Annotated in this window: 21 protein-coding genes; 10 read left to right on the top strand and 11 right to left on the bottom strand. The window is 43.5% G+C overall.

Features of this window, described 5'->3' with window-relative positions:
• The first annotated feature begins 94 nt into the window (after positions 1-94).
• Positions 95-1,147: a BPSS1187 family protein gene (locus tag JWG44_RS20790; protein ID WP_205276961.1), complete on the top strand. Its 1,053-nt coding sequence runs from the start codon at positions 95-97 to the stop codon at positions 1,145-1,147.
• A 57-nt stretch (positions 1,148-1,204) separates the two neighbouring features.
• On the opposite strand, the gene JWG44_RS20785 is transcribed toward JWG44_RS20790, so the two are convergent.
• The 3 genes from JWG44_RS20785 to JWG44_RS20775 form a co-directional block, all read right to left on the bottom strand.
• A complete protein-coding gene (locus JWG44_RS20785; protein WP_205276960.1) occupies positions 1,205-2,014 on the bottom strand; it encodes a hypothetical protein in 810 nt (269 codons plus the stop codon).
• A gap of 523 nt (positions 2,015-2,537) precedes the next feature.
• The gene (locus JWG44_RS20780; protein WP_205276959.1) at positions 2,538-3,044 is read right to left on the bottom strand and encodes a hypothetical protein; all 507 of its coding nucleotides are present in this window, start codon (positions 3,042-3,044) and stop codon (positions 2,538-2,540) included.
• Positions 3,034-3,501 carry a RidA family protein gene (locus tag JWG44_RS20775; RefSeq protein ID WP_205276958.1) on the bottom strand — a complete coding sequence of 156 codons (468 nt, stop codon included), beginning with the start codon at positions 3,499-3,501 and terminating at the stop codon, positions 3,034-3,036. The genes JWG44_RS20780 and JWG44_RS20775 overlap by 11 nt, the downstream gene beginning before the upstream one ends.
• Before the next feature lie 124 nt (positions 3,502-3,625).
• On the opposite strand from JWG44_RS20775, the gene JWG44_RS20770 reads away from it, so the two are divergent.
• The 5 genes from JWG44_RS20770 to JWG44_RS20750 are packed head-to-tail and all read left to right on the top strand — an operon-like array spanning position 3,626 to position 9,265.
• On the top strand, positions 3,626-4,429 hold the full coding sequence (locus JWG44_RS20770; RefSeq protein WP_205276957.1) for a class I SAM-dependent methyltransferase: 804 nt from the start codon (positions 3,626-3,628) through the stop codon (positions 4,427-4,429).
• A complete protein-coding gene (locus JWG44_RS20765; RefSeq protein ID WP_205276956.1) occupies positions 4,426-6,066 on the top strand; it encodes a DEAD/DEAH box helicase in 1,641 nt (546 codons plus the stop codon). The genes JWG44_RS20770 and JWG44_RS20765 overlap by 4 nt, the downstream gene beginning before the upstream one ends.
• Positions 6,033-7,124, top strand: coding sequence for an N-acetylmuramoyl-L-alanine amidase family protein (locus JWG44_RS20760; protein WP_205276955.1), 1,092 nt, complete (start codon positions 6,033-6,035; stop codon positions 7,122-7,124). The genes JWG44_RS20765 and JWG44_RS20760 overlap by 34 nt, the downstream gene beginning before the upstream one ends.
• A complete protein-coding gene (locus tag JWG44_RS20755) occupies positions 7,105-7,893 on the top strand; it encodes an LIC_10740 family protein (protein ID WP_205276954.1) in 789 nt (262 codons plus the stop codon). The genes JWG44_RS20760 and JWG44_RS20755 overlap by 20 nt, the downstream gene beginning before the upstream one ends.
• Before the next feature lie 43 nt (positions 7,894-7,936).
• Positions 7,937-9,265 carry a hypothetical protein gene (locus JWG44_RS20750; protein WP_205276953.1) on the top strand — a complete coding sequence of 443 codons (1,329 nt, stop codon included), beginning with the start codon at positions 7,937-7,939 and terminating at the stop codon, positions 9,263-9,265.
• Positions 9,266-9,425: 160 nt separating this feature from the next.
• On the opposite strand, the gene JWG44_RS20745 is transcribed toward JWG44_RS20750, so the two are convergent.
• From JWG44_RS20745 to JWG44_RS20735, 3 genes are all read right to left on the bottom strand, one after another.
• Positions 9,426-10,313 carry a DUF2167 domain-containing protein gene (locus JWG44_RS20745; RefSeq protein ID WP_205276952.1) on the bottom strand — a complete coding sequence of 296 codons (888 nt, stop codon included), beginning with the start codon at positions 10,311-10,313 and terminating at the stop codon, positions 9,426-9,428.
• A gap of 64 nt (positions 10,314-10,377) precedes the next feature.
• On the bottom strand, positions 10,378-11,541 hold the full coding sequence (locus tag JWG44_RS20740) for a hypothetical protein (RefSeq protein WP_205276951.1): 1,164 nt from the start codon (positions 11,539-11,541) through the stop codon (positions 10,378-10,380).
• Positions 11,542-11,842: 301 nt separating this feature from the next.
• Positions 11,843-12,691, bottom strand: a complete 849-nt coding sequence (locus tag JWG44_RS20735) for a tetratricopeptide repeat protein (protein ID WP_205276950.1) — start codon at positions 12,689-12,691, stop codon at positions 11,843-11,845.
• Between the two features lie 114 nt (positions 12,692-12,805).
• Here JWG44_RS20735 and JWG44_RS20730 point away from each other — a divergent pair, with 114 nt between their 5' ends.
• On the top strand, positions 12,806-12,985 hold the full coding sequence (locus tag JWG44_RS20730) for a hypothetical protein (RefSeq protein ID WP_100784945.1): 180 nt from the start codon (positions 12,806-12,808) through the stop codon (positions 12,983-12,985).
• Here the strand turns inward: JWG44_RS20730 and JWG44_RS20725 are convergent, their stop codons facing one another.
• The gene (locus tag JWG44_RS20725; RefSeq protein WP_205276949.1) at positions 12,986-13,813 is read right to left on the bottom strand and encodes a crotonase/enoyl-CoA hydratase family protein; all 828 of its coding nucleotides are present in this window, start codon (positions 13,811-13,813) and stop codon (positions 12,986-12,988) included.
• Between the two features lie 113 nt (positions 13,814-13,926).
• Here JWG44_RS20725 and JWG44_RS20720 point away from each other — a divergent pair, with 113 nt between their 5' ends.
• Positions 13,927-14,154: an LIC12628 family protein gene (locus JWG44_RS20720; RefSeq protein ID WP_205277083.1), complete on the top strand. Its 228-nt coding sequence runs from the start codon at positions 13,927-13,929 to the stop codon at positions 14,152-14,154.
• Positions 14,155-14,251: 97 nt separating this feature from the next.
• Here the strand turns inward: JWG44_RS20720 and JWG44_RS20715 are convergent, their stop codons facing one another.
• The gene (locus JWG44_RS20715; protein WP_205276948.1) at positions 14,252-15,631 is read right to left on the bottom strand and encodes a histidine kinase dimerization/phosphoacceptor domain -containing protein; all 1,380 of its coding nucleotides are present in this window, start codon (positions 15,629-15,631) and stop codon (positions 14,252-14,254) included.
• A gap of 553 nt (positions 15,632-16,184) precedes the next feature.
• Here JWG44_RS20715 and JWG44_RS20710 point away from each other — a divergent pair.
• Together JWG44_RS20710 and JWG44_RS20705 are read left to right on the top strand one after the other, a co-directional pair.
• The gene (locus JWG44_RS20710; RefSeq protein ID WP_205276947.1) at positions 16,185-16,637 is read left to right on the top strand and encodes a MarR family winged helix-turn-helix transcriptional regulator; all 453 of its coding nucleotides are present in this window, start codon (positions 16,185-16,187) and stop codon (positions 16,635-16,637) included.
• Positions 16,638-16,671: 34 nt separating this feature from the next.
• Positions 16,672-17,331: a hypothetical protein gene (locus JWG44_RS20705; RefSeq protein WP_205276946.1), complete on the top strand. Its 660-nt coding sequence runs from the start codon at positions 16,672-16,674 to the stop codon at positions 17,329-17,331.
• Positions 17,332-17,459: 128 nt separating this feature from the next.
• Here JWG44_RS20705 and JWG44_RS20700 read toward each other — a convergent pair whose 3' ends face one another.
• From JWG44_RS20700 to JWG44_RS20690, 3 genes are all read right to left on the bottom strand, one after another.
• The gene (locus JWG44_RS20700) at positions 17,460-18,527 is read right to left on the bottom strand and encodes an alpha/beta hydrolase (protein ID WP_205277081.1); all 1,068 of its coding nucleotides are present in this window, start codon (positions 18,525-18,527) and stop codon (positions 17,460-17,462) included.
• A 415-nt stretch (positions 18,528-18,942) separates the two neighbouring features.
• Positions 18,943-20,061 carry a M23 family metallopeptidase gene (locus tag JWG44_RS20695; RefSeq protein ID WP_205276945.1) on the bottom strand — a complete coding sequence of 373 codons (1,119 nt, stop codon included), beginning with the start codon at positions 20,059-20,061 and terminating at the stop codon, positions 18,943-18,945.
• A 53-nt stretch (positions 20,062-20,114) separates the two neighbouring features.
• The gene (locus JWG44_RS20690; RefSeq protein ID WP_100784954.1) at positions 20,115-20,525 is read right to left on the bottom strand and encodes a bactofilin family protein; all 411 of its coding nucleotides are present in this window, start codon (positions 20,523-20,525) and stop codon (positions 20,115-20,117) included.
• Positions 20,526-20,543: the final 18 nt, after the last annotated feature.

Below are 20,543 nucleotides of genomic sequence, written 5' to 3'. Positions count from 1 at the left end.
AGAAGAATGAAATTCAGCCGAGGAACGACTGTTTTGCAAGATAAGGATAAAAGCCATTCTTCATAGATTCAAAACTTGAAACGGCGCAGGTTAGATGAAAAAAAACACTTTAGAATTCTCTTTTATACTTTTCTTGATCTTTCTTTTGTTTTCGGGCTGTACGAAATGGTTCGATGACAAGGATGAACAAGATCGGGATCTTCAGGAAATGGTCGTAGGTTTGGCGGTTGTCGACTTTATCCGATGCGGTCAGACCTCGCTTCCTCCGCGTGTTGATACCTCCAACGGGCTTACGAGAATTTTTGTTCTTCCGAGTTATGGAGCGAGTTGTATTCTAAGATATAACGATCCACATTTGATGTATCTTCCTTCCGGGACGCCCAAAAATCTGCTTTCGGTTTTTTTGCCAGGTTCCGGTTCCAATCCGATCGGGGTTTCTAAGATCATAGAAGAAGGAGCCGTAAGAGGTTATCACAGTATCGGTCTTATGTATCCGAACTCGGAGCCGATCAACGTTATCTGCAACACAGCGCCGAATAATTCCGCTTCTTGTTTTGGAAATACAAGAGAAGAAATTCTTACGGGAGTGGATAAAACGACTGCGGTTTCCGTGGACTTTATCAATTCTATAGACGGAAGGCTTTTGAAATTACTCCAGTATCTTGCGGCCAAAAGGCCCAACGACGGATGGGACCAATTCTTGAGCGGAGACGAGGTGAATTGGAGTAAGGTCTATTTAGGAGGACATTCGCAAGGAAGCGGACATGCGGCCTATCAAGGAAAGATAAAGTCTTTGGGAAGAATTTCCATTTATAGCGGAGTTTCCGATTATCACGTCGCCTCGGCGAGCAATGCTCCTTGGTTGAACTCGACCGGTTTGACCTCGGCGAATTCTTACTATGGATTGATTCACGTCGGAGATTCGGTGGCGAACTTTTCCGGAAATACGAATCAAGTCACCGATGTCTGGCTGAATTCATTCGGGATGGCGGGCGCCCTCACGGATGCGGATTCCGGAGCGGCCCCTTTTGGAAACACACATCGTCTGACCACCAATCTCTGCGCAAGCGGGGACGAGAATACAAAACACAACTGTACGATGTTGCCGAGTCAGCAGGCGGCGTGGGACTATATTAGTTATCCTTAATGTTTTACAAGTCGATTTTTCGAACGTTTAACGGATTGGTCTTTTGGATGTCCCTTTTTATTTTCCGACAGAAATACTGATGACAATTCCAAACGCATTGTAAATTCCATTTACCGCCTCCGTGGGAACGGAAAAACCGGCGTATTGATAGGATGCTTTAGCTTCCGGCCCGAGTAAATAGCTCGGATAGGGCTGACTCAAGTGAAGATAGGAGGGAAGTTTACGAACGGAAGGATCGAAGATTTGACCGTAAAAAACTCCGAAGTGAACGTTACCGGACAAAACGACTCCTAACGTAAACCCGTAAGCAAGCGAATAACCCAAACCTGAGTTTTTTCCTTCGTTCAGTCCGACTGTGACTCCAAGAAAGAACGGACTTACCCTTTCCGGAGACCAGTAGCCGGTCACTGTTGGAAACAAACGAGTGATATTTCGAAGCTTTTCGTTTGCGACAATAAATCCGAAAGAATCTACGCTTGCGCCTGAAATGTATTCTCCTCTGCCTTGGCCGGAAAGATACATGATTCCGGGGGAAATTCCGAACCGCGGCTTGAAGTTATATTCTTCGGATGCGATTTGTTCTCTTTTTCGAATGTATTCCGCTTTGATTTGTTGCAGTTTTGTTTTTACCTTTTCAACTTCTTTGAATGCGCTTTTGTCGGAGTTCGCTTCCTTTAAGAATGTTTCCGAATCCTTTTTTAGATCTTCGAATGTTTTTCCAATGTCGCCATCCGGCTTAAGATCTCGTTCGCGCATCGGGTAGGAAAGTTGTTCGATGAATTGGTTGGAGCGTTCTATAATCTCCGCCCCCGTTTGTGAATTTTTGGAAGATTGTGCTATTAGAATATTGAAAATTAGAAAGTACAAATATTATCCTTTTCATGTTTATTTCTCCATGGCATTCGGATGATGGATCTGATTTTGAATTTGTAAATAATTAATTGAAGAAGAATTGTTAAATTTGAATCCGCTTTTTGCGGCGTTATCTTGCAGCAGGCTATGTCTCTTCTGGTTTTTTGTGGGAACTCTCACGATCGGAGGATTCGTCTGAAACCTGCCTTTCGAAAAAAGGTGAGCCTGGGTTAGGAGATTTTGGTTTTGGAGGAAGGATAAAAAAGAGAGTTGTTTGCTCGTAAATGGAGATAAAGACGTAGGAACTCCTTTTTTAGAGGAGATCCTACTTTTTAGTTCTCAAAGAGGCAACGGATACGGCGTTTCTACCTATGGAAGACGAGTCGTAAGATGAAAATTCAAAATTTTGGGAGTTCCTACTTTTACTTTGTCTCGAAGAAACAAAGGGGCAATTCCGAAGATCCGGCTTTCCCTTTCTCCCCGCGATTCTTACTCGAAAATCCAAGAAAAATAGGAGATCCTACTTTCCTTTGAGACTTCAATCTTTCTGAAAAAACTGATTCAAGGCAAGAAGCGAAGTAAAACCCCAAGCCCCCAAAAAACCGTAGAACTTCCAACTAAAAACGTAATCTTCTTCCCTCAAAAAACTCACGAAGAAAGTTTCGGGAAAAAAGATTCCCGCAAGAGTTCCTAAGCCGAGAAGAAATTGAACGCTCAAAAGAAGAGAACCCAACCAATGCGATCTCCAGAAGGAACCAAAAAAGAAAACACCCGCAGAAAGGATGATAAAGTAAAAGTTAGACGAAACACGAAGTCCTTCCGTTTCTTCTCCACCGAGATTGATCGTGTATTCGATCCAAGTCGAAAGACTGAAAAAAAGTTGAAACGTCACCGCGACAAAAAGGACTTTTTCGGTTCCGGACTTCTCCTTCCAAAAATCGGTAAATCTACCGGTAAAGGAAAGATAGAACGTCAACCATTCTCTCGCGAGAAGAGGAATCGACCTCACACTCCATTGAATGTCTCTCAAAAGATTACGGAGCATCTGCTACCTGGAAGGTGACCTCGATCTCGACGGGTGCATTCAAAGGAAGAGAAGGGACTCCTACGGCAAAGCGCGCGTGACGTCCTTCTTCTCCGAAAACTGAAAGAAGAAAATTGCTTCCGTGGTTTGCGACGAGATGATGTTCGGTGAAACTCGGACCGCAAGCTACAAAAACTCCGATCTTCACGATCCTTACGATTTTGTCAGGACCTCCGCAGATCGCAGAAGCCGCGGCGATTGCGTTTAGGCTGGCTTGGATCGTAGCTTCTTTTACGTCTTCGATGGAAAGACCTTCTCCCAATTTTCCAGTGAGCATCAATTGTCCGTCTTTTAAGGGAAGTTGACCGGAAGTAAACACGAGGTTTCCGCTCTGATTTGCGGGAATGTAGGCCGCGATTGCCTGCGGAGGAGGGGGAAGTTTGTAACCCAGAGATTCGATTTTATTTTGGATGCTCATACGTTTTGATTCTTAAGAATTTTGGAAAGATCCTTCCAAGAAGATTCTCTTCCTCGATTTTTCAAGCAGTTTCGAAAAAAGGAATTTTCTTTCTTCTCCCTTCCCGTTTCATTAGGTCCAGAGAATGTTTCCCAAACTCGAGCTCATTCCCCATCCGCGCTTTCCGGAACAGTATCAGATCTGCAAACGCACCGGGGTTTGTTTTTATAAACCCGCCCGAACTCGGGAATACAAAGATTCTTACTTTCTGGACGAGTACAAAAATCAGTATCAAAAGACCTATTACGAAGACGAAGAATCCCTTCGCGCGCTCGCGAAAAAACGTCTCGAGATGATCGGTCGATTTCAGGATCCGAAACATTCTTCCCTTTTTGAATTGGGTTCCGCCGCCGGATTTTTCTTGGACGAAGCGAAGAAAAACGGATATGAGGTCTCCGGTCTTGAGATCTCCCCCGCAGAAGTCGAATATTCACGGAAAACTCTGGGCCTCGAAGTCCTCTGTGCCTCTTTTTTGGAGGAGAATGTTCTCAAAAAGGCTTCCTTTGACGTTGTGGCGGCTTTCTTTGTGATCGAACATTTTCCCGATGCGGACTTCGTCTTTGAAAAGTTAACCGGTCTTGTCAAACCCGGAGGCTTTTTGTTCCTCGGACTTCCGTCTCTCAACGGTCCCACCTTTCAGACCAATCCGGAAGAATGGTTTCGTACACACCCCAAGGACCATTTTTGGGATTACAGCCCAGCATCCCTGAAAAAAATGTTGAAAGGATACGGTTTTACAACTGAGTATAAAAAGCCGATGTCCTACCACCCGTCCCGAGATAGGGGTTGGCGAGGAAGAATCCTGAGTCACAGACTTTTTGCACGTCTCTCGGACCTCACCTGCTACGGGGATACATTCCACTTAATCGCTCAGAAGCAGCACACATGAAATTCGAAGAACTTTCCATACATCCCAAATTACTTTCCGCCATTCAAGACATCGGTTATACCGAACTGACTCCGATCCAAGAGAAATCGATTCCTCATGGATTGGAAGGAAAGGACATCACGGGTCTCGCACAAACCGGAACTGGAAAAACCGTGGCCTTTTTGGTCCCCGTCATTCACACGATTCTTACCAAAGAAATTCAGGGAGTTTCCGCACTCGTCTTAGCTCCCACAAGAGAATTGACGATGCAGATTTCCGACGAAGCCAAAAAACTTCTCAAACACGCGGAAGGGGTTCGTGCGGTTCCGATCATCGGAGGAACCGACTACAAGTCTCAGAACAAGGACTTGGAAGGATTGAAGGGAATCATCGTCGCGACTCCGGGAAGGCTGATCGACATGATCAAGTCCGGTTCCATCGATATTACAAATGTTGAATTCTTTGTCCTCGACGAAGCGGATAGAATGCTCGACATGGGATTTATCCAGGACATCCGTTGGCTTCTTCATAAATGTAAGAATCGGAAGCAGACCTTGCTTTTTTCCGCGACCCTTTCCGTCGAAGTGATGCGTCTCGCCTATCGATTCTTAAACGAACCCGTAGAGATCCAGATCAATCCGGAAAAGATCATCACCGAAAGAATCGATCAAAAGATCGTTCACTTGGGAAGAGAGGAAAAAATTCCTTATATGACCAACTTGATTCTCAACTCGACGGACGAGGGTCAGGGAATCATATTCACAAACTATAAAGCGAATATTCCAAAAATCGTACATACCCTTCGAAGATTCGGAGTTCCCGTCACCGGAATTTCCTCCGAACTGGATCAGAAAAAAAGACTCAGACTTTTGAGAGATTTTAAATCGGGTAAATACCGTTATATGGTCGCGACCGACGTCGCTTCCCGAGGAATCGACGTCGAGAATATCGACATCGTCTACAACTACGACCTTCCCCAAGACACGGAAAACTACGTTCATAGAATCGGAAGAACCGCGAGAGCGGGAAGAAAGGGAAAGGCGATCGGCTTTTGTTCCGAATCCGATTATGTGGAATTGGAAAAGATCGAAAAGTATCTCAAACAAAAGATCGAAGTCCTCGAAGTCAACGAAGAATACATCCAATTTCCTAAGGGAGAATTTCAGGCTTTTGTGGGCGGAGATTCTTACGATAAAGAAAAAGAAACTCATTTCAAACAAAATGGGAGACGTCCTCACGAAAGAGAACGAGGCGGAGCTCATTCTCACGGCGGTCGCGACAAACGCGGAGACAAACGTCCTACACACGCGGGTCACGCACATCCTCGAGACGGACAAAAGAAAAAACCGGCGGCTGCGATCCAAGAAGCCGAAGTCTTTTTGCAAAAGGCCGATTCGGTTTTGTCCGCGGAGCCGAAACAAAACAGACAAGGCAATAAGCAGAACAAGTTCCAAGGAAACAAAGACAAACAACGTCAGCCGCAACAGGGACAACGGAATCAAAGCCAGGGACAGAATCGAAATCAGCAGCAGCAGTCCAACAAACAATACGACAAGAGCAAACGGAACCTGTTCGATATCAACGATACAAAAAGAGAAGGTTCTCAAAAGAAAAAAGGTTCGATTTGGCAAAAAATCAAATCTATCTTTGGGGGCTGATTCTATTCTCCCTAAGTGTGTGGGAATTGGAGGCGAAGGTCGCCATTCCCACACAATCCGGCGAACGTTATGTGCGCTTTGAAGACGTTCAAAAGGAATTTCCTTCGCTTAAATCCTATTTTAATCCCGCGACCTTTGTAGGTTCGATTCGACATCCTTCCGGTGAAATCCGATTTCGAGTGGGTTCCTCGTTTTATACATTCAACCAGACGATAGAAAAAATTTCCTCTCCCGTTCTTTACAAGGAAAGGGATTTTCTCATTCCTCCCGAAATCATCGAAGCGCTTTTTGTTCAATTGATGTCCGAAGACGTCCGCTATGAATATAAGGAAAACGTGTTGGAGTTGGAAGTCCTTCCGAGCGCCGAAAAACTCGGGATCAAAACGATTCTGATCGACGCGGGTCACGGAGGAAAAGATCCCGGAACCGCTTCCGATTCGGGAACCCACGAAAAGGATATCTCTCTTCAGGTCGCCAAAATTCTTAAAAAATTCTTCGAAAAGGTTTATCCCGAGATCCATGTCGTCCTCACGAGACCGGACGACACGTTTGTGGAATTGGAACGTCGTTCCGAAATCGCAAACCGGGAACTCAAAAAAACGGGAAGTTCTCTCTTTATCAGTCTTCATTGTAATTCTTCCATCAACGAGGACGTGAACGGTTTCGAGATCTATTATCTTTCTCAAACTCCTTCCACGGAATCTGCGCGGGAAACCGCCCTTCTGGAAAACAGGATTCTCAAACCCCGAGGGACTTCCGCGGTCAAAAAAGTGCAGGCGGGAATGATGTCTTCTTTGATCCAACGAAGGAGCAGAATCTTAGCAAGATCATTGGAATCGGAGATGAAAAAAAAGCTCCAACCTCAAATCCTGTCCAGGGGAGTGAAAAAGGCCGACTTTTCAGTCCTGAGAGGAAGCCTCATGCCAGCGGTTCTTGTGGAAATGGGTTATCTCTCGCATGAGAAAGAATCGAAACTTTTGCAGAGCAAAGGTTTACAAGTCAAGTTAGCGAAAAGTATCGTAGAGGGAATCCGGGGATATGAATTGGCAAAGAATTAAAGAATCTGCAATCGCGCTCAGAGACGCGGCATGGGAAGCGATCAAGACCGCGGGAGTAAAAATCAATCTCGGTTATCTCTGGTTGTTCCGTACGGCGACCGAAGACGGGGTTTCTCGTAGAACCTTGTTTCTCACTTACGCTTGGATCGGAGTCATTTTATTTTTCACTTCCTTTATTCTCGCGGGTCACAATCCGTTTATCACGCTCGTTCCATTTTCCCTTTATGAAGTCGGAAACAGGGACCCGAGAACCGAGATCACCATCTACGGATCGGACGGGGAAAGACAGGTTTTTCCGGTTCGAAGAAAAGTCCTTTTGGAAGAGGACGAGTTCCGTCATAAGACGATGACTCTCATCGGAGAAATCAGCGAGTCTTCCTATTTCGACAAGGCTTTCGCTTCCGGTAAGGGAGAACATTATAAAAATCTAAAACGTTTACCCGAGATTCAATACGCGGTGAAGGCGATCTGGAAAAACGGAAATACTCTGATTCTTGATTTTAGAAAGTCGACTCTTCAGGAGATTCTTTCCGGAATGAAGTTTAGAATCGATTACACCTATGTGCAACAACAGATGAAAGAAGAAGAAAAACAAAAGGAAATCGCTCGGAAGAAGATGGCGCTTTTGGATTCCACTTTTATCGCTTTGGAAAAAACCGTTTTCGAAAACTTTTCGGACATTCAAACCGTGGAATATAGGCTGGACGGTCTTTCCGAGACGATTCCGGGGATGGAATATTCTCTTCATTTAGCCCACAAAAGAAACTGATTTCTCTCATTCCAAAGCTTTAAAAGCCGATACTAAAAACAAGATGAAATCCAATTTTATGGATCGCTTGTTTCCGGTCGTACGAAAGAAACCCGTTTTCCTCCTTCTATTTGTACTTTTCGTTTTGGGAGGGACTCTTTGGTCCTCTTCCGATCTACAAATCTCCCCAGATATTCAAAACATCACGGAATTCCGAACCGATCGTCTTGCGTTTCACTTTGTTCAGTTGGTCGATAAGGAAGGGAAGGCTCTTCCGGACCGGAATCCGAATCGGGATTCTTCCGAAGCCACTTTGATGATCATCTATAAAGGACAATTGACTCTTTTAAAAGACGGATACGACGATCCAAACGGCGTAAGAGAAAAAGAAAAAGACTATCTCGTAAAAATTTCCAATTACGCAAGACTCAGAGAATTGGAGTCGGACTATTACAGACTTCCTGAGTCGGAAAGAAGTGTGACCGGAGCCAAAACTTCGGAAAATACACCCGCTCCGACGAACACAAACGTTTCAAAAGAATCGAATAAAACCGAAACTTCACCTAACAAAAGTGAGGTGAGCCAGACTTCGGCGGAACCGGTAAAACGCTCCAAAGAATTGGACCTTCTCATGAAATACGACGAAGAACTTCTGAAGAATTATTCTTCCGAAAGAACCGTGAGCGCCGAACTCGAACGTTCCGAAAGATTTTACGGAAAAGATTCTCCGAAGACGAGTTCTCTTCGTTTTCGAGCCGAAGAACTCAGAAAAAAAGTAAACGAGAGAAGAGATCAACTCCTTGCATTTCTTAAAAATCCGGGTCCCGAAACCAACCCGTATCCGGGAGAGAGAAAAGATCAGTCCTTTTATATCAATACGGTCAATGGGATTCCGGATTATTATCTTCATTCTACGACGCCGAGGGAACTCGACGGTCAGATGAAAGGAGAAGAAGAAGTCGGGAAAAAATACGGAGAATTGTATAAGACCGCAAGAGATCGTCTGATCGATTCTCAAATTAGAAAATTATACTATTATCTTTGGAATCGAGAAATGACCAACACTCGAGTGAAAACCGATAAGATCAAAAAAGGAAAAAAAGCCGTTGTGGTCACGGGTGATTCGACCGTTTTTACGATGATCGATAAGGAAGGGGACGGAATCACAGAATCTTTTTTTGTGGAAAGCCCGGGGATTCGATTTTCCTGGGGAAGGGATCTTCCGAATATCATCTCGATTTCTAACTGTAGCGATGAAACTATATTAGCAAAAATTAAAAATCTCACGGAAGACGTTCTCGCGGGAAGAATTCCGGAAAAGGTCGACAAGATCGATCTCACCGTTCCGGAAGAACAGCTGATCAACGAACTTGGTCCGAAGATTCCGCAGTGAAACGAGGATCTGTTAGTTTTTTAAGAATCGGTCAAGCGTGTATAGAAGACAAAATCTAAGAGCTTATCCAAAAATCTGAAAAGAAATCGGAGTTTTGTTTTATCGAATCCGTGTTCGCCGACTCAAACTCCGACCTTTTGTACAATATATGCTGTTTTTATTATGTATTTGTCGTGTCGTCAGTCGGAGGAGGGGTCGTTTTCTCCCTAAAGACGAATTTTTTGAGAACGCTAAAACCGCCGATCGCGGCTATCGCGATCACCTTCCAAAATTTTAGAAGAAGAGCGAATAAACCAGCTTTTGCCAAAACTTTTCCGGCGATCAAACCGCCGATCCCATAAGCCGCGACCGTGTCCAATCCCGGATTAAAATCGGAGTATCGGCTTCCATCGTTAAACTCGGTAGAATTTACGATCGCATCCAATTCTTGATTCACTTGAGGAAGTTTATCGATGTCCGCGATGACGTTTAGGATCAAAACTCCCTTTCTGCCCAACATTCGAATATTGTAATTGAGCGTGTCCACTTCGCTTCCTTCGAACTTGAGAGTTTTCGCCCAGTGTAATTTTTTTGTCTTCTCATCGTAAAACGGAGGAGAGGCCCAGCCGACGAGTTCTACAGTCTGATAACCTTCTTTTTTTCTCTCTTCGTTGGATTCTTTAGTATCCTCCTTCATTTCATCCAAGAGGTCTTCGTAGTCCATATCCTTTGCGTCGTCGTCTTTGATATAACCTTCTTCCGAAAATCCTATGCTGATTGCGAACGTAAAGTTTTGGCTGAGCGGGGTTTCATTTTTTAGGAATAACATCCCGAGGGGTTCGGAACCGGGCGGATTTCCCCAAACTTTTTCCAAAACGAGTTTGCTCTGTTTTCCGTCAATGTATCGAAAGTGAGGAGGGACGGTTAAGGTGGCAAGGTTATCGCCTAAGACGATTTTACCGGTTTGGTATTTTAAATTTTTTACGATTTGATTCGCCTCTTCGCTCTGTTGTGAATACAGACCGAAGGAGAGGAGTATCAAGAACGCAACGGTGATTCTATTTTTCATACTATTGGTCTCCTGTGGTTTGGTTGATCGGTATTTTATTCTAAAAAAAAACTTATCCGAATGGCTACTCTATCTGTTTGAGTTTATCGAGCGTATTCTGCAAATATCTATATTTTTGTATATTATCGCCGAATCGTTTTTCTAGAATGAGTAACCTTTCGTATAATTCCGCGTGTTGTTTTTGTAGATCATATTTCGACTGATCCACAATCCGATCGTGAACCGTGTCCACGTTTCGAATCGCCTGCGGGGCGAATTGAAGAAAAGAATAGATCGGAACCACTTGCTGATATTGATCCCAAGAATCCGATTTGTTATCCAAGGGAGTTGAGAGCAGTTGATCGAGGGTTTTCTCTATCAGCCTTATTTTCTCTTCATAAGTCAGCTTAAAACCGGATACATTGTAGAGATAAGCCGCAAGAGACATGTCGTGACCGAGCGCGGCGTATGAGAAATAGTTTAAGTTGTCTTTTTCAAAACTTGTTGAAAGAAGAATTTCAAAGGGTGTGAGTTTGTATTTCGGATTCTTCTTTAAGTATCTAAGAATAAACTGAGATTCCCGATTGTAAGAATCCAGTTCGTAAAGATATTTTTCGAGAGCGCTCGTCGAACCTAAATCCACAAAACGTTCGGGATCGTCAAAATAACTTTTTGAATGCTGACATTCGTGAACGAATGCCGATAGGACGATGGAAGGATGAGTTGAGTAGAGCTCTAAAAGATAGGGACTGAGATAAATGCTCGGATCCGGTTCTTCTTTGGAACGGATGGAAAAAGCGGCCGAACCGAAAATATCACGATCCATATCCTCTCGGATTCCCACTCTCAAAACTCCGCTTCTGAGCTTTGTGATGGATTCCTTTACAAGCAGATAAACGTCGTCGCTTTCGCTTTTTTGTTTTTTAAGAACTAAGTCGTCCAAATCGTCAATGATCGAATGAACCACACCTACGAGTTTTAGCTGTTCTTTAGAAAGAGATTCCGCGAAAAGAGGAAAAACGCCGAATATAAGAAGCGCTATTAAAAGCTGAGTGGAGAATCTCTTCCTTGAAAGGTTTGTGATCATCGTGTTCCGATCAACGAACTTTCGCATTTTGTCAAAACGACTTTTTTCGACGATGAAATCGATTCTAAATAAATTTCCGATTTTTTCCTTTCTAAAAATCCTCTTTGAAACTTTGATTCCGAACAAGAATCGAATCAAACGGTAAAAGGTAAAGGTTCTCATTTCCGATCCTATGTTTAGAATTAAAAGAATTCTTGAGAGAGAGCCTTTAAAAGAATCGGAAAAAATAAAACAGTCAAGAATTTCTTTCTGCCCATCGACGGCCGTTCCTACGGACGACGAAAATTTATTTTTTGTAAATTATTAGGAGGTCTCGATTTCGAAATCGTCTTCTATTATACCCCGAAGTTTCTTCATTTCAGCCTCCCTCTGGGGAAATTACGCGGATTTTATAGGCTTTTTCACGGATCGGATTTTTTTCTTTCGGAATGGAATTTATGGGAACGGAAGAGAGTTCTCCCCTTTAAGGTTCTTCTATTTCAACATTTTCTAATGTATCAAAGAAGCCGGTCTGTAGTAAGGGAGCGAAATCCACCATATCTTCCGCGTTTAGTTTGAGTCCGTTTTCCATCGAATACGCTTGAAGGAGAGACGCGCAGGCCAGATGACTTTCTCCGAGTTGTGCGTGTGCTCTTGCCTTGATGATTAAAATATCGGAATCCGATTCTCCGAAGTATTGAATGTAAAGATCGATGAACTTCAACGCGTTTTTATGATCGGCGACTTTCAGGTAACACTGGGCGATCATGTCGTAGTGAAGAAAGTTCTCATCGTTGTCCATTCTCATGGAAGTTTTGAGGGAAACTAAGGCGGAGTTATAATCCCCCCTTTGGTAATAAAGATGTCCAAGCTCGGCCCAGATGTCTTTCCGAAGAATTCCTCTTCCTCGAGAAAGTTTTTCCTGCGCAAGAGCTTGTTTTAAAACTGCGATCGCTTCGTTGGACCGATCCGTATCTTTGAGAAGAGACGCGAGAGTCAGATAGAGTTCCAGCTGGTCCGGATAAAGATCGATTCCCTTTGTCAGAATTTTCTTAGCTTGTTTGAAGTTACTTACTTTGATGAGATAATTCGAATAGTAGAGATAACTTCCGGGTTCGTCCGGATATTGTGTGATGATTTCCTGAAAGAGATTTAATGTTTCTCTGGTGTTTCCAATGTGATACTGGCACCAAGCCTGACGATTTCTAATTTTTAGAATTGTCTTTGGGCTTTTTGTAAAAGAAAGGGCCTCTTTGTAGAGGTTGAAGGCTTTTGTGAATTCTCTTTGATTCTCCCTCTGAATCGCAGATCTGATCAGTGTGGGGAAACTCACAGTTTGGACAGGGTAAAAATTTTCAAAAAATAATCAAGTTTTCTATTTATCAACCGAGAATAGAATTGGGGGAAAAAGAGAGAAAAACCCCAAATTCTCATAAAGAGGGAATTTATGAATATCAACGGAAATGCCAACCAGAGTTTACTTTTGGAGAGGGTAGCCAATCTGCCCCGAGAAATATTTCAGGCACAGAGCGACCTGAATCGGAAAATGCTCAATCTCGCAGTCGAGGCGGGAGTCCAAAATTCGAAAGAAGAAGGACAGAGACGAATTTTGGACCTTTACGCTTAATCAGTTTTGATTGTAGAGGGGGCGTTTGCGTTCCTTGAAAGATTGCAGCGCTCCTCTGAAATCTGCGGAATCTAAAAAGCTCGAATTCCAAAGAGCCACGTAGTTCAATCCCGCGTCCAAAGATTTCCCCTCCGAATAACGCATAACGTCTTTTATTCCGGAAACCACCAACTTCGGATTCTCAGCGATTTCCTTTGCCGTCGCTAATGCGACATTCATCATCTCTTCTTCCGTTTGAAAAACCTTTGTAACGAGGCCGATTCTTTCAGCTTCGGGTCCGTCGATGTCTTTTCCCGTAAGAGCCAGCTCCCTTGTATGTCCTTGACCGATGATCGCCGGAAGACGGTTGATCGAACCCATATCCGCGACGATTGCTACTTTGGCTTCCCGAAGCGAGATCGAAGCGTCCACGGTTGCGTAACGAATATCGCAGGCGGAGATCAGATCCAATCCCCCGCCGATACAGTGTTTTTGGACGGCGGCGATCGAAGGTTTGGAGGAATTATAGACGGCATTGATTCCCTTTTGCATCTTTAAGATGAGGTCGAAGAATTTTCTGCGATCGTCTCCCAGGGGAGCTTGGATCGAACTTCCAAACTGTTGAAAGAACGAATCCAGATCCAATCCTGTGGAGAAAGATTTTCCTCGAGCTGCGATAATGAAGGCGTGGATATGAGGATTGGAATCGATTTCTTCTATTACTTCAGGAAGGTCTCTCCAAAAAGGCCAGTTCATCGCGTTCCTTTTTTCAGGACGGTTCAAATAGAGAATTGCGGTTTTATCTTCCGGTCTTTCGACGATTTCAAAAAATTCGAATTTGGTTTTCATCTCGGTCAGTCTGGGAGCGAAAAAAATTCTTACAAGTCATTCCTGGATTCAAGAAATACTGGACAATTTTTAAAATATGAGAATGATTCTCAATATCGAATGGAGCATTGGAAATGATCATAAGTTGGGATAAAATTCGACACCAGCATCCGAAGGAAGAATGGAAAGAACTTCTGGGGCAGGTGGATTCTTTTGTGGAAGAGGGGAGTCGCGGGAGTTCCCGCATTTTTTTCGAAAGGACTTTGAGAAAGAATAAGGGAGTTCCTACTTTTACGGATATTAGAAGCTGTTGTGGGAATGAGCCGCTTCGATCGATTTGTTTGACTTTAAAACGAGAATAGGAACTCCCTTTTTCATTTCAGGGAAAAGCATTTGAGAACGAACGAGCGGTCCCCGGATTCGAAGGAGCTGATAAAAACGTGAGAGTTCCTACTTTTTTTAGTGGGAAGCGGGAAAACGGAGTTTCACGCAAGCCCCTTCCTGATTGAGAAGATCGACTTTTCCGCCGATTTGTTTCGCAAGAGAATCGACCAAAGAAAGGCCCAAAGAGCTTGGGTTTCTGTTCCGAAGGGATTCTTCGGGAAGTCCGTTTCCGTTATCGGAAACTTCGAGGAGAAGCGTATCATTCTCTCTCGTGAACTGAATTCGAATCGCACCGGATTTGGAATCCGCAAGACCGTGCTTCAAAGAATTGGTAATGAGCTCGTTGATAATCAGAGCGAGGTTCATTCCTGTTTCGGCCTTTACCTTGGATTCTTGAATATTCAATTCAAGACGAACTCTTTCTCTGTCCACTTGATAGATTTCGAAAAGTGCGTCCGTGAGTTTTTTAACGTAGAGTTCAAAGCTGATGGAAGAAAGGTCTTTGCTTTCGTAAAGAATTTCATGGAGAAGGGCGACCGCTCTTAGACGATTCTGACTTTCCCGAAGGACGTCGTTCGATTCTCCGTTGGTCTGTCCGGATCTAAGACTAAAAATCGAAGAAATGATCGTGAGATTGTTTTTGATTCTGTGATGAATTTCTTTGAGATATGTGTCTTTTTCTCCGGCCGTGCTATTCTGTTCTTTGGTCCTCAGAATGTTAAAAGTTCCCGTGAGTTTTTCTTCGATCCCTAAAATCGGAGAACTCTGAAGAAGAACTTCCTGAAGATTTCCGTTCTTGGAGATTAAGATCAGATTTCCATTCTCTTTTGGAAGGCGGGAATGAATCACTTCATCCACTAAATTCTCCGCAATTTCCCCCTGGCCGTTCTTAAAATTCAAAACTTCTTGCACCGGTTTTCCGAGATGATCTTCGTATTTACAACCTGTGAGTTTTTCAGCAGCGGGATTCATAAAAAGGAGAAGTCCGTTTTCGTCAGTTGTGACGATTCCCGCTCCCAGTTGATCGAGGGCGCCTTTGAGTTTTTCTTCCGTCTGTTTGGATCTCTGTTCGATTTCATTTTTATAAAGCGCGACTTCGATAGAGGAGCGAAGTTGGTCCGACTCGAAGGGTTTTACGATATAACCCAGAGGTTGAGTTTTTTTTGCCCGGTCCAACGTGTTCTCGTCGGCGTAAGCGGTAAGATAGATAACTGGTGTGTGAAAACGATTTCGAAGGACTTCCGCCGTTTCGATCCCGTCGAGATTCCCTTCGATGTTTATGTCCATGAGGACGAGGTCGGGGTGATTTTCTTCTGCCTTTTGGATGGCCTCTTCCCCGGAGGAAGTGATTCCCACGAGTTCATAACCCAATTTTTTTAGCTTTTGGCCTAGGTTGACAGCAACGATGATTTCGTCCTCAACTACCAAAATTTTGGGTTTCTGAAGCATATTCATTAGTTACTAAGAATAACCCCGAATTCAACAAGATATTTTGTCAAAATACGGAAAAAGTTATGGTAAAATTGTGTTTTCGCATTTGAGGAATTCCTCATACCTTTCCCACTCTTTCCAGGGCGCTTTTCGGGAAAACAAAAAAAGGACGGTCAAAAATCGCGCTCCGTTTTATTTTTAGACGCGTTTTACGAGGGAATTTCACATCGAAAATTCTTCTCCCAACCGAATTCGCGTTTTTCGTGAACTCTGTAGAATTGGGAGTTCCCACATTTCTCCGGGGGCTGAAAGAAGAGAAACTGACTTTTCGAAATTCTTACCAGTTGAATTCTTCCCTTCTTTTTCGGAGAAAGGGATTTTAGAATTTTTCGTCCTCTTTTGAAAAAAGGAGGGGCGTTAAAGTTCCAAAGCACATTCATCACTTTTCTAGCCGAATTCTTTATTTCAAATAGAACCTCTCGGTTTCTTTTAAAGTGAGTGTTACTTTTGTTTTTTCCGATTTTTAGAATTTATTTTGCTTGCACCGCTCTCTAATCGTTGTATTATACAACCAATAATGAACGACTTCCAAATCGAAAAAACTTTAGGCTATCGTATCAACCGATGCGCCATTGTGATGAAACAGGAACTGCAGGAGCGTTTTTCTCAAGCTGGTTTTACGATAACTCCGGAAGAATGGATTATCCTAAATCGTCTTTGGGAGAACGACGGCATGACTCAAAACGAATTGTCTCAAAAGACGCTGAAAGACAAAACGACCGTCACCCGCTTTCTCAACGCAATGGAAAAAGACGGACTGATTCGCCGCGTTCCGTCGACCACCGATCGAAGAAACAATCACGTCAATCTAACTTCGAGAGGAAAAAAGTTGAAGGAAGAGTTGATTCCTATCGCAAAATCGTTGTTAAACGATGCGGCAAAAAATTTGGATCCGAAGGCTTTTGAAATCACTTTGGATTCTTTGATGAAGATCGAAAAGAATCTTTCGATTTTTAAAACAACTCTTTGAGGAATATTTTAATGAATAAAAAAAGGAATAGGATATGGAATCTAAAACTTGGGTAAAAAATCTCAACGCGATTTTCGCATTAACGTTCGTCGTTTTTGCTTCTACAATCGGTTATATCAAAATCGGCTTGCAGCCGGTTATTATCGTGGGTGGCGCCGGTACGATCGGGTTCGTATTTTGGTATTTCACGTATTTGCGATCTCCAGTCGAGCCAAAGGTGATACTTCCGCTCTTTACACTAACCGTAGCAGGTTTAGAGATTCATATGATTGAAGAATATTTGACTGGCTTTGGACCTGCTATGAGCCGGCTATTCGGTATTCCGTGGAGTGAACCCGGATTTATTATAGTATTTATGTCGATCGGACCTATCATTTATACTCTCACTACCTTAGGGTTGTTCTACAAGATTCCGATCGCAGGATTTGTAGCTTGGTTTATTTTTATCGGCCCCGGTTTTGCAGAGTTTACGCATTTCATTTTTCCTTTGATCGAACCTAAACTGCAACCTTCCGACCCTGCGCCTCTCACTCAAATAATTCAGGGTGTTCTGATAAAAGATATGCCGAATTACTATTACAAGACTATCGGTCACTATTACTTTTCCGGGCTATATACTGCCGTGCTTCCAATGATACCCGGCGGTTACGCGATCATTCGATTGATAAAATACGCCCGAGAACAAAAAGCCTAAAAATAAAAAGTACATTGGTAGTGAGTCCCAAAAGACGTTATCTGCTCTTCTTCTAAATTGGGGAAGGAAGAACTGACTGCGTTCAAAAAAAAGGTTCGAGAAAGGAATTTATTTTTCTCGAACCTTCGCTAATTTCTCAGAACAAAGTTTTCGTTTCCGGAAGACTTTCGTATAAAGAGTCTTTTTTCCGCTCTGACTCCCAAGAGGAGTTGATAGAGATCGGTGAGAATTGGTTTGGAAGAATAGTATCCGTGTCCCATCGAAACTACGGAAGAATCGACCGGATTCACGTTGATGACGTCGACTCCGGGAACCAGGTGGCAGGATCCTAAACGGCCTCCCTGGTTTACGGTGGCGGAGGCTTGTAAAGCGCTGTCTCCGGGTGAACAATAGAGTGTGATTCTTTTTGCGGTTTTGGAAATTTGATCGGCCATAAGCCTGAATTCTCCGGAATCAAAATCGGGGGCGTTGAGAATCAGTTCTTTCAAGATCGGTTCTTTTGTTTCCTTTCCGATTTCGGCTAACGCAGGTAAAACGACCTGATGTCCCATCGAGTGAACGATTAGGTGCACCTTTTTACCGAGAGATTGGAGGGACTTTAGAAAATTCTTAAATTCTTCCCTGGAACTTCTCGCCGATTGAAGATTTTTTTCGTAGGTTCCTTTGAGGAGAACTTGATTGAGAAGTCCTCCTTCGTTTCCCGCAGGCCAGGTAAAGATCACCACCTTTCCCGGAAATTTAAGATCGTATCGGATTTGTCCTCCTCTCAGAATCGCTTCTTCAAAACGAACGTTGAATCCGTGGACAAAAACAAGAACTTCGTCGAAAGGATCTTTTTTGAGATCCTCCAGAAAGTTCTCTTGTTTTTCAAAAGGTTTGTGTCCGAGAAATTGGAATAGGGTTTCTCGGCTTCCGAGCCCGCTTGGAAGCGCTCCTACTTCGTGATTGGCGGGTACGTTTACGATACAATATCCGGTCTTGAGTTCCCTATTTCCATTGGTGAGAAAATAGGAATCATTACATCCGATCTGTGCGTTTGGATTCTGAGTTCTCAACGTAGCGTAGTATAAGTTTAGGGTTTCGGTCTGATCGTAGGATTTGATCAGTCTTCGATCGATGAGCTCTTCGATCGTCGGGGTTTTGCAATTTTCAAGAAGAAGGACGAGAAATACGAATAACGTGACTGCGGTTTTCATTTTGGAAACCATCTAGTTTTTCTTTTGCGTTGAAAATCAAAATCTTTGTTTTCTCGGGAAGAATTCGGATTTTTTCCCAAAAGGGAATTTCGCCGAACTCGGAATTCCGCCCAATGCGATTTTCACAAAAGGATCAAAGGAATTTCGAAAACGAGTCTATTTTTTTCGAAACTTTCCACCTTTGAGCGAGATCGGTTTTTAAGTGGAAATTTATCTCGATCGATTGTCGGAGTTACGACAATCGATTCTTCCGAGAAAAATACTTGCAATCGGACTTTAAGTCCGGAGCGGATTACTGTACGGAGAATATTTTTCTTTTTCAGGAAGGAGAAGAGAAGGTCGTATTCGGTCTTTATCGTTTGAAGAGAAGACTAAAGTAGGATCACCCACTTTTTCGGGATTTTTCGGTCCGATCTCAGTGTGTCGGGCCGCCCTTTCGGAACGTGAGGCCTTTGAGATATTTGGAAGGATTGACGGGTTGTCCGTTTTTGATGACTTCAAAGTGAAGGTGAGGACCAAAGGAGTAACCGGTCGAACCGGATCTTGCGATCTTCTTCCCCGCCAAAACGTAGTCTCCTCTCTGAACGAAGAGTTTGGAATTGTGAGCGTAGAGAGTTTTGAAATCGTCGGTGTGTTCGATCACCACCACGTTTCCGTAACCACCCATCCATCCCGCATAGATTACTTTTCCGTTTCTTGCCGCTGCAATCGGTTCGTAAAACGCTTTTAGGTCTAGGCCTTCGTGAAACTTTCTTCTCGGGAAGGTTCTAAATCCGAAGTTGGAAGTTACGATTCTCGAAGCGACCGGAATCACCCATTTCGGAGTCGGATCGGGAATGACGGCTCCGGGTAAAAATATCTTCTGGCCCGGTCTTAGAATATCAAGATCGTCTAATTTGTTTTCCAATAGGATCTCGTCTAAGTTGACCTTATAAAGACTTGCGACTTTCGCCATCGTCTCTCCGGTCTTCATCTTATAGAGAAGACCTTGTTTGTTGGGAATGCTTAATATTTGTCCCGGATACAACGTGTCGTCGATTCTGATATTCGAGGAACCAGCGATCGATTCCATAGAAACCTTAAAACGAGTTGCTATTTCGGCTAACGTTTCGTTTCTTTTGACTCGATAGGTAGTGACCTTGAGTTGTTTCTTTTTTTCGGAAGGGTTTTTGAGTTCCTTCGCCATTAGAATCGTAAGTTTTGCCTTTTCGGATTCTTCTAAGAATTTTTCGTCTCCGGATTTTGCCTTCAAATCTTCGGAATCATTCTCCGTAATTTCGTGACCGGAAGAATCCATCATAGCGTTGCTCGGATTCATCCCGAATCCTAAGAAGGCGACAAAAAGTGCGATGGAAGCAACGATGGGAATCAGTCTGAATTTTTTTCTTCTAAAATCCAAATTCCCGTGATAGAGGTTTCCTCTAAAATAGAATGAATAGTGAAAGTGAAAAGCGCCCAGATAGATCAGGGTGAAATTGTCTGTCCGAAGGAGTTCTTTTCCTGCGGTCAGTTGTCTGGGCTTTTTAAAGATCATACAGGAAGATTATCGGCCGGAGTCCGGCCTTTCCTATAGTAAAAGAAAAGGACTTATTCGTCCTTTCCGTTGTCCAGGGTGCGAGTTCCACCAAAAGATTCTTCGACGATTTTTTTCACGTCTTTCTTTTGTCCGCCGGTGATCGTGATGTTTCCTTTTGCAACCACACCTTTTGCGAGATGAAGAGCAGGAGCGGTGATATCGCCTAAAAGTCTTCCGGTTTCTTCGAGACGAACTTCATTCTCCGCTTTGATGTTTCCGATCATAGTTCCGGAAACGGTCACTTCGCGGGCCGCAATATTCGTTCTTACTTTACCGGTTTCTCCGATATAGAGAGTGTCATCGGTTTTGATCTCTCCTTCGAATTTTCCGTCAATGCGGAGAGAACCTGCGATATAAAATTTCCCTTCAAAAATGGACCCGGGACCGATTACGCTGTTATTATTTTCCTTGCCGATGGCCATCTAAAACTCCTGATAACG

Source organism: Leptospira ainazelensis, assembly GCF_016918785.1.
In the GTDB taxonomy this organism is placed as follows: Bacteria; Spirochaetota; Leptospiria; order Leptospirales; family Leptospiraceae; genus Leptospira; species Leptospira ainazelensis.
Note: the sequence above shows the minus strand (reverse complement) of the source record. Positions and strands in the feature narration are given on the sequence as shown.

Excerpts from the sequence above, each read along its gene's own strand:
- JWG44_RS20790 (WP_205276961.1), top strand. The coding sequence starts at position 95 with ATGAAAAAAAACACTTTAGAATTCTCTTTTATACTTTTCTTGATCTTT.
- JWG44_RS20780 (WP_205276959.1), bottom strand. The coding sequence starts at position 3,044 with ATGCTCCGTAATCTTTTGAGAGACATTCAATGGAGTGTGAGGTCGATT.
- JWG44_RS20775 (WP_205276958.1), bottom strand. The coding sequence starts at position 3,501 with ATGAGCATCCAAAATAAAATCGAATCTCTGGGTTACAAACTTCCCCCT.
- JWG44_RS20770 (WP_205276957.1), top strand. The coding sequence starts at position 3,626 with ATGTTTCCCAAACTCGAGCTCATTCCCCATCCGCGCTTTCCGGAACAG.
- JWG44_RS20765 (WP_205276956.1), top strand. The coding sequence starts at position 4,426 with ATGAAATTCGAAGAACTTTCCATACATCCCAAATTACTTTCCGCCATT.
- JWG44_RS20755 (WP_205276954.1), top strand. The coding sequence starts at position 7,105 with ATGAATTGGCAAAGAATTAAAGAATCTGCAATCGCGCTCAGAGACGCG.
- JWG44_RS20750 (WP_205276953.1), top strand. The coding sequence starts at position 7,937 with ATGAAATCCAATTTTATGGATCGCTTGTTTCCGGTCGTACGAAAGAAA.
- JWG44_RS20745 (WP_205276952.1), bottom strand. The coding sequence starts at position 10,313 with ATGAAAAATAGAATCACCGTTGCGTTCTTGATACTCCTCTCCTTCGGT.
- JWG44_RS20740 (WP_205276951.1), bottom strand. The coding sequence starts at position 11,541 with ATGAGAACCTTTACCTTTTACCGTTTGATTCGATTCTTGTTCGGAATC.
- JWG44_RS20730 (WP_100784945.1), top strand. The coding sequence starts at position 12,806 with ATGAATATCAACGGAAATGCCAACCAGAGTTTACTTTTGGAGAGGGTA.
- JWG44_RS20725 (WP_205276949.1), bottom strand. The coding sequence starts at position 13,813 with ATGAAAACCAAATTCGAATTTTTTGAAATCGTCGAAAGACCGGAAGAT.
- JWG44_RS20720 (WP_205277083.1), top strand. The coding sequence starts at position 13,927 with ATGATCATAAGTTGGGATAAAATTCGACACCAGCATCCGAAGGAAGAA.
- JWG44_RS20715 (WP_205276948.1), bottom strand. The coding sequence starts at position 15,631 with ATGAATATGCTTCAGAAACCCAAAATTTTGGTAGTTGAGGACGAAATC.
- JWG44_RS20710 (WP_205276947.1), top strand. The coding sequence starts at position 16,185 with ATGAACGACTTCCAAATCGAAAAAACTTTAGGCTATCGTATCAACCGA.
- JWG44_RS20705 (WP_205276946.1), top strand. The coding sequence starts at position 16,672 with ATGGAATCTAAAACTTGGGTAAAAAATCTCAACGCGATTTTCGCATTA.
- JWG44_RS20700 (WP_205277081.1), bottom strand. The coding sequence starts at position 18,527 with ATGAAAACCGCAGTCACGTTATTCGTATTTCTCGTCCTTCTTCTTGAA.
- JWG44_RS20695 (WP_205276945.1), bottom strand. The coding sequence starts at position 20,061 with ATGATCTTTAAAAAGCCCAGACAACTGACCGCAGGAAAAGAACTCCTT.
- JWG44_RS20690 (WP_100784954.1), bottom strand. The coding sequence starts at position 20,525 with ATGGCCATCGGCAAGGAAAATAATAACAGCGTAATCGGTCCCGGGTCC.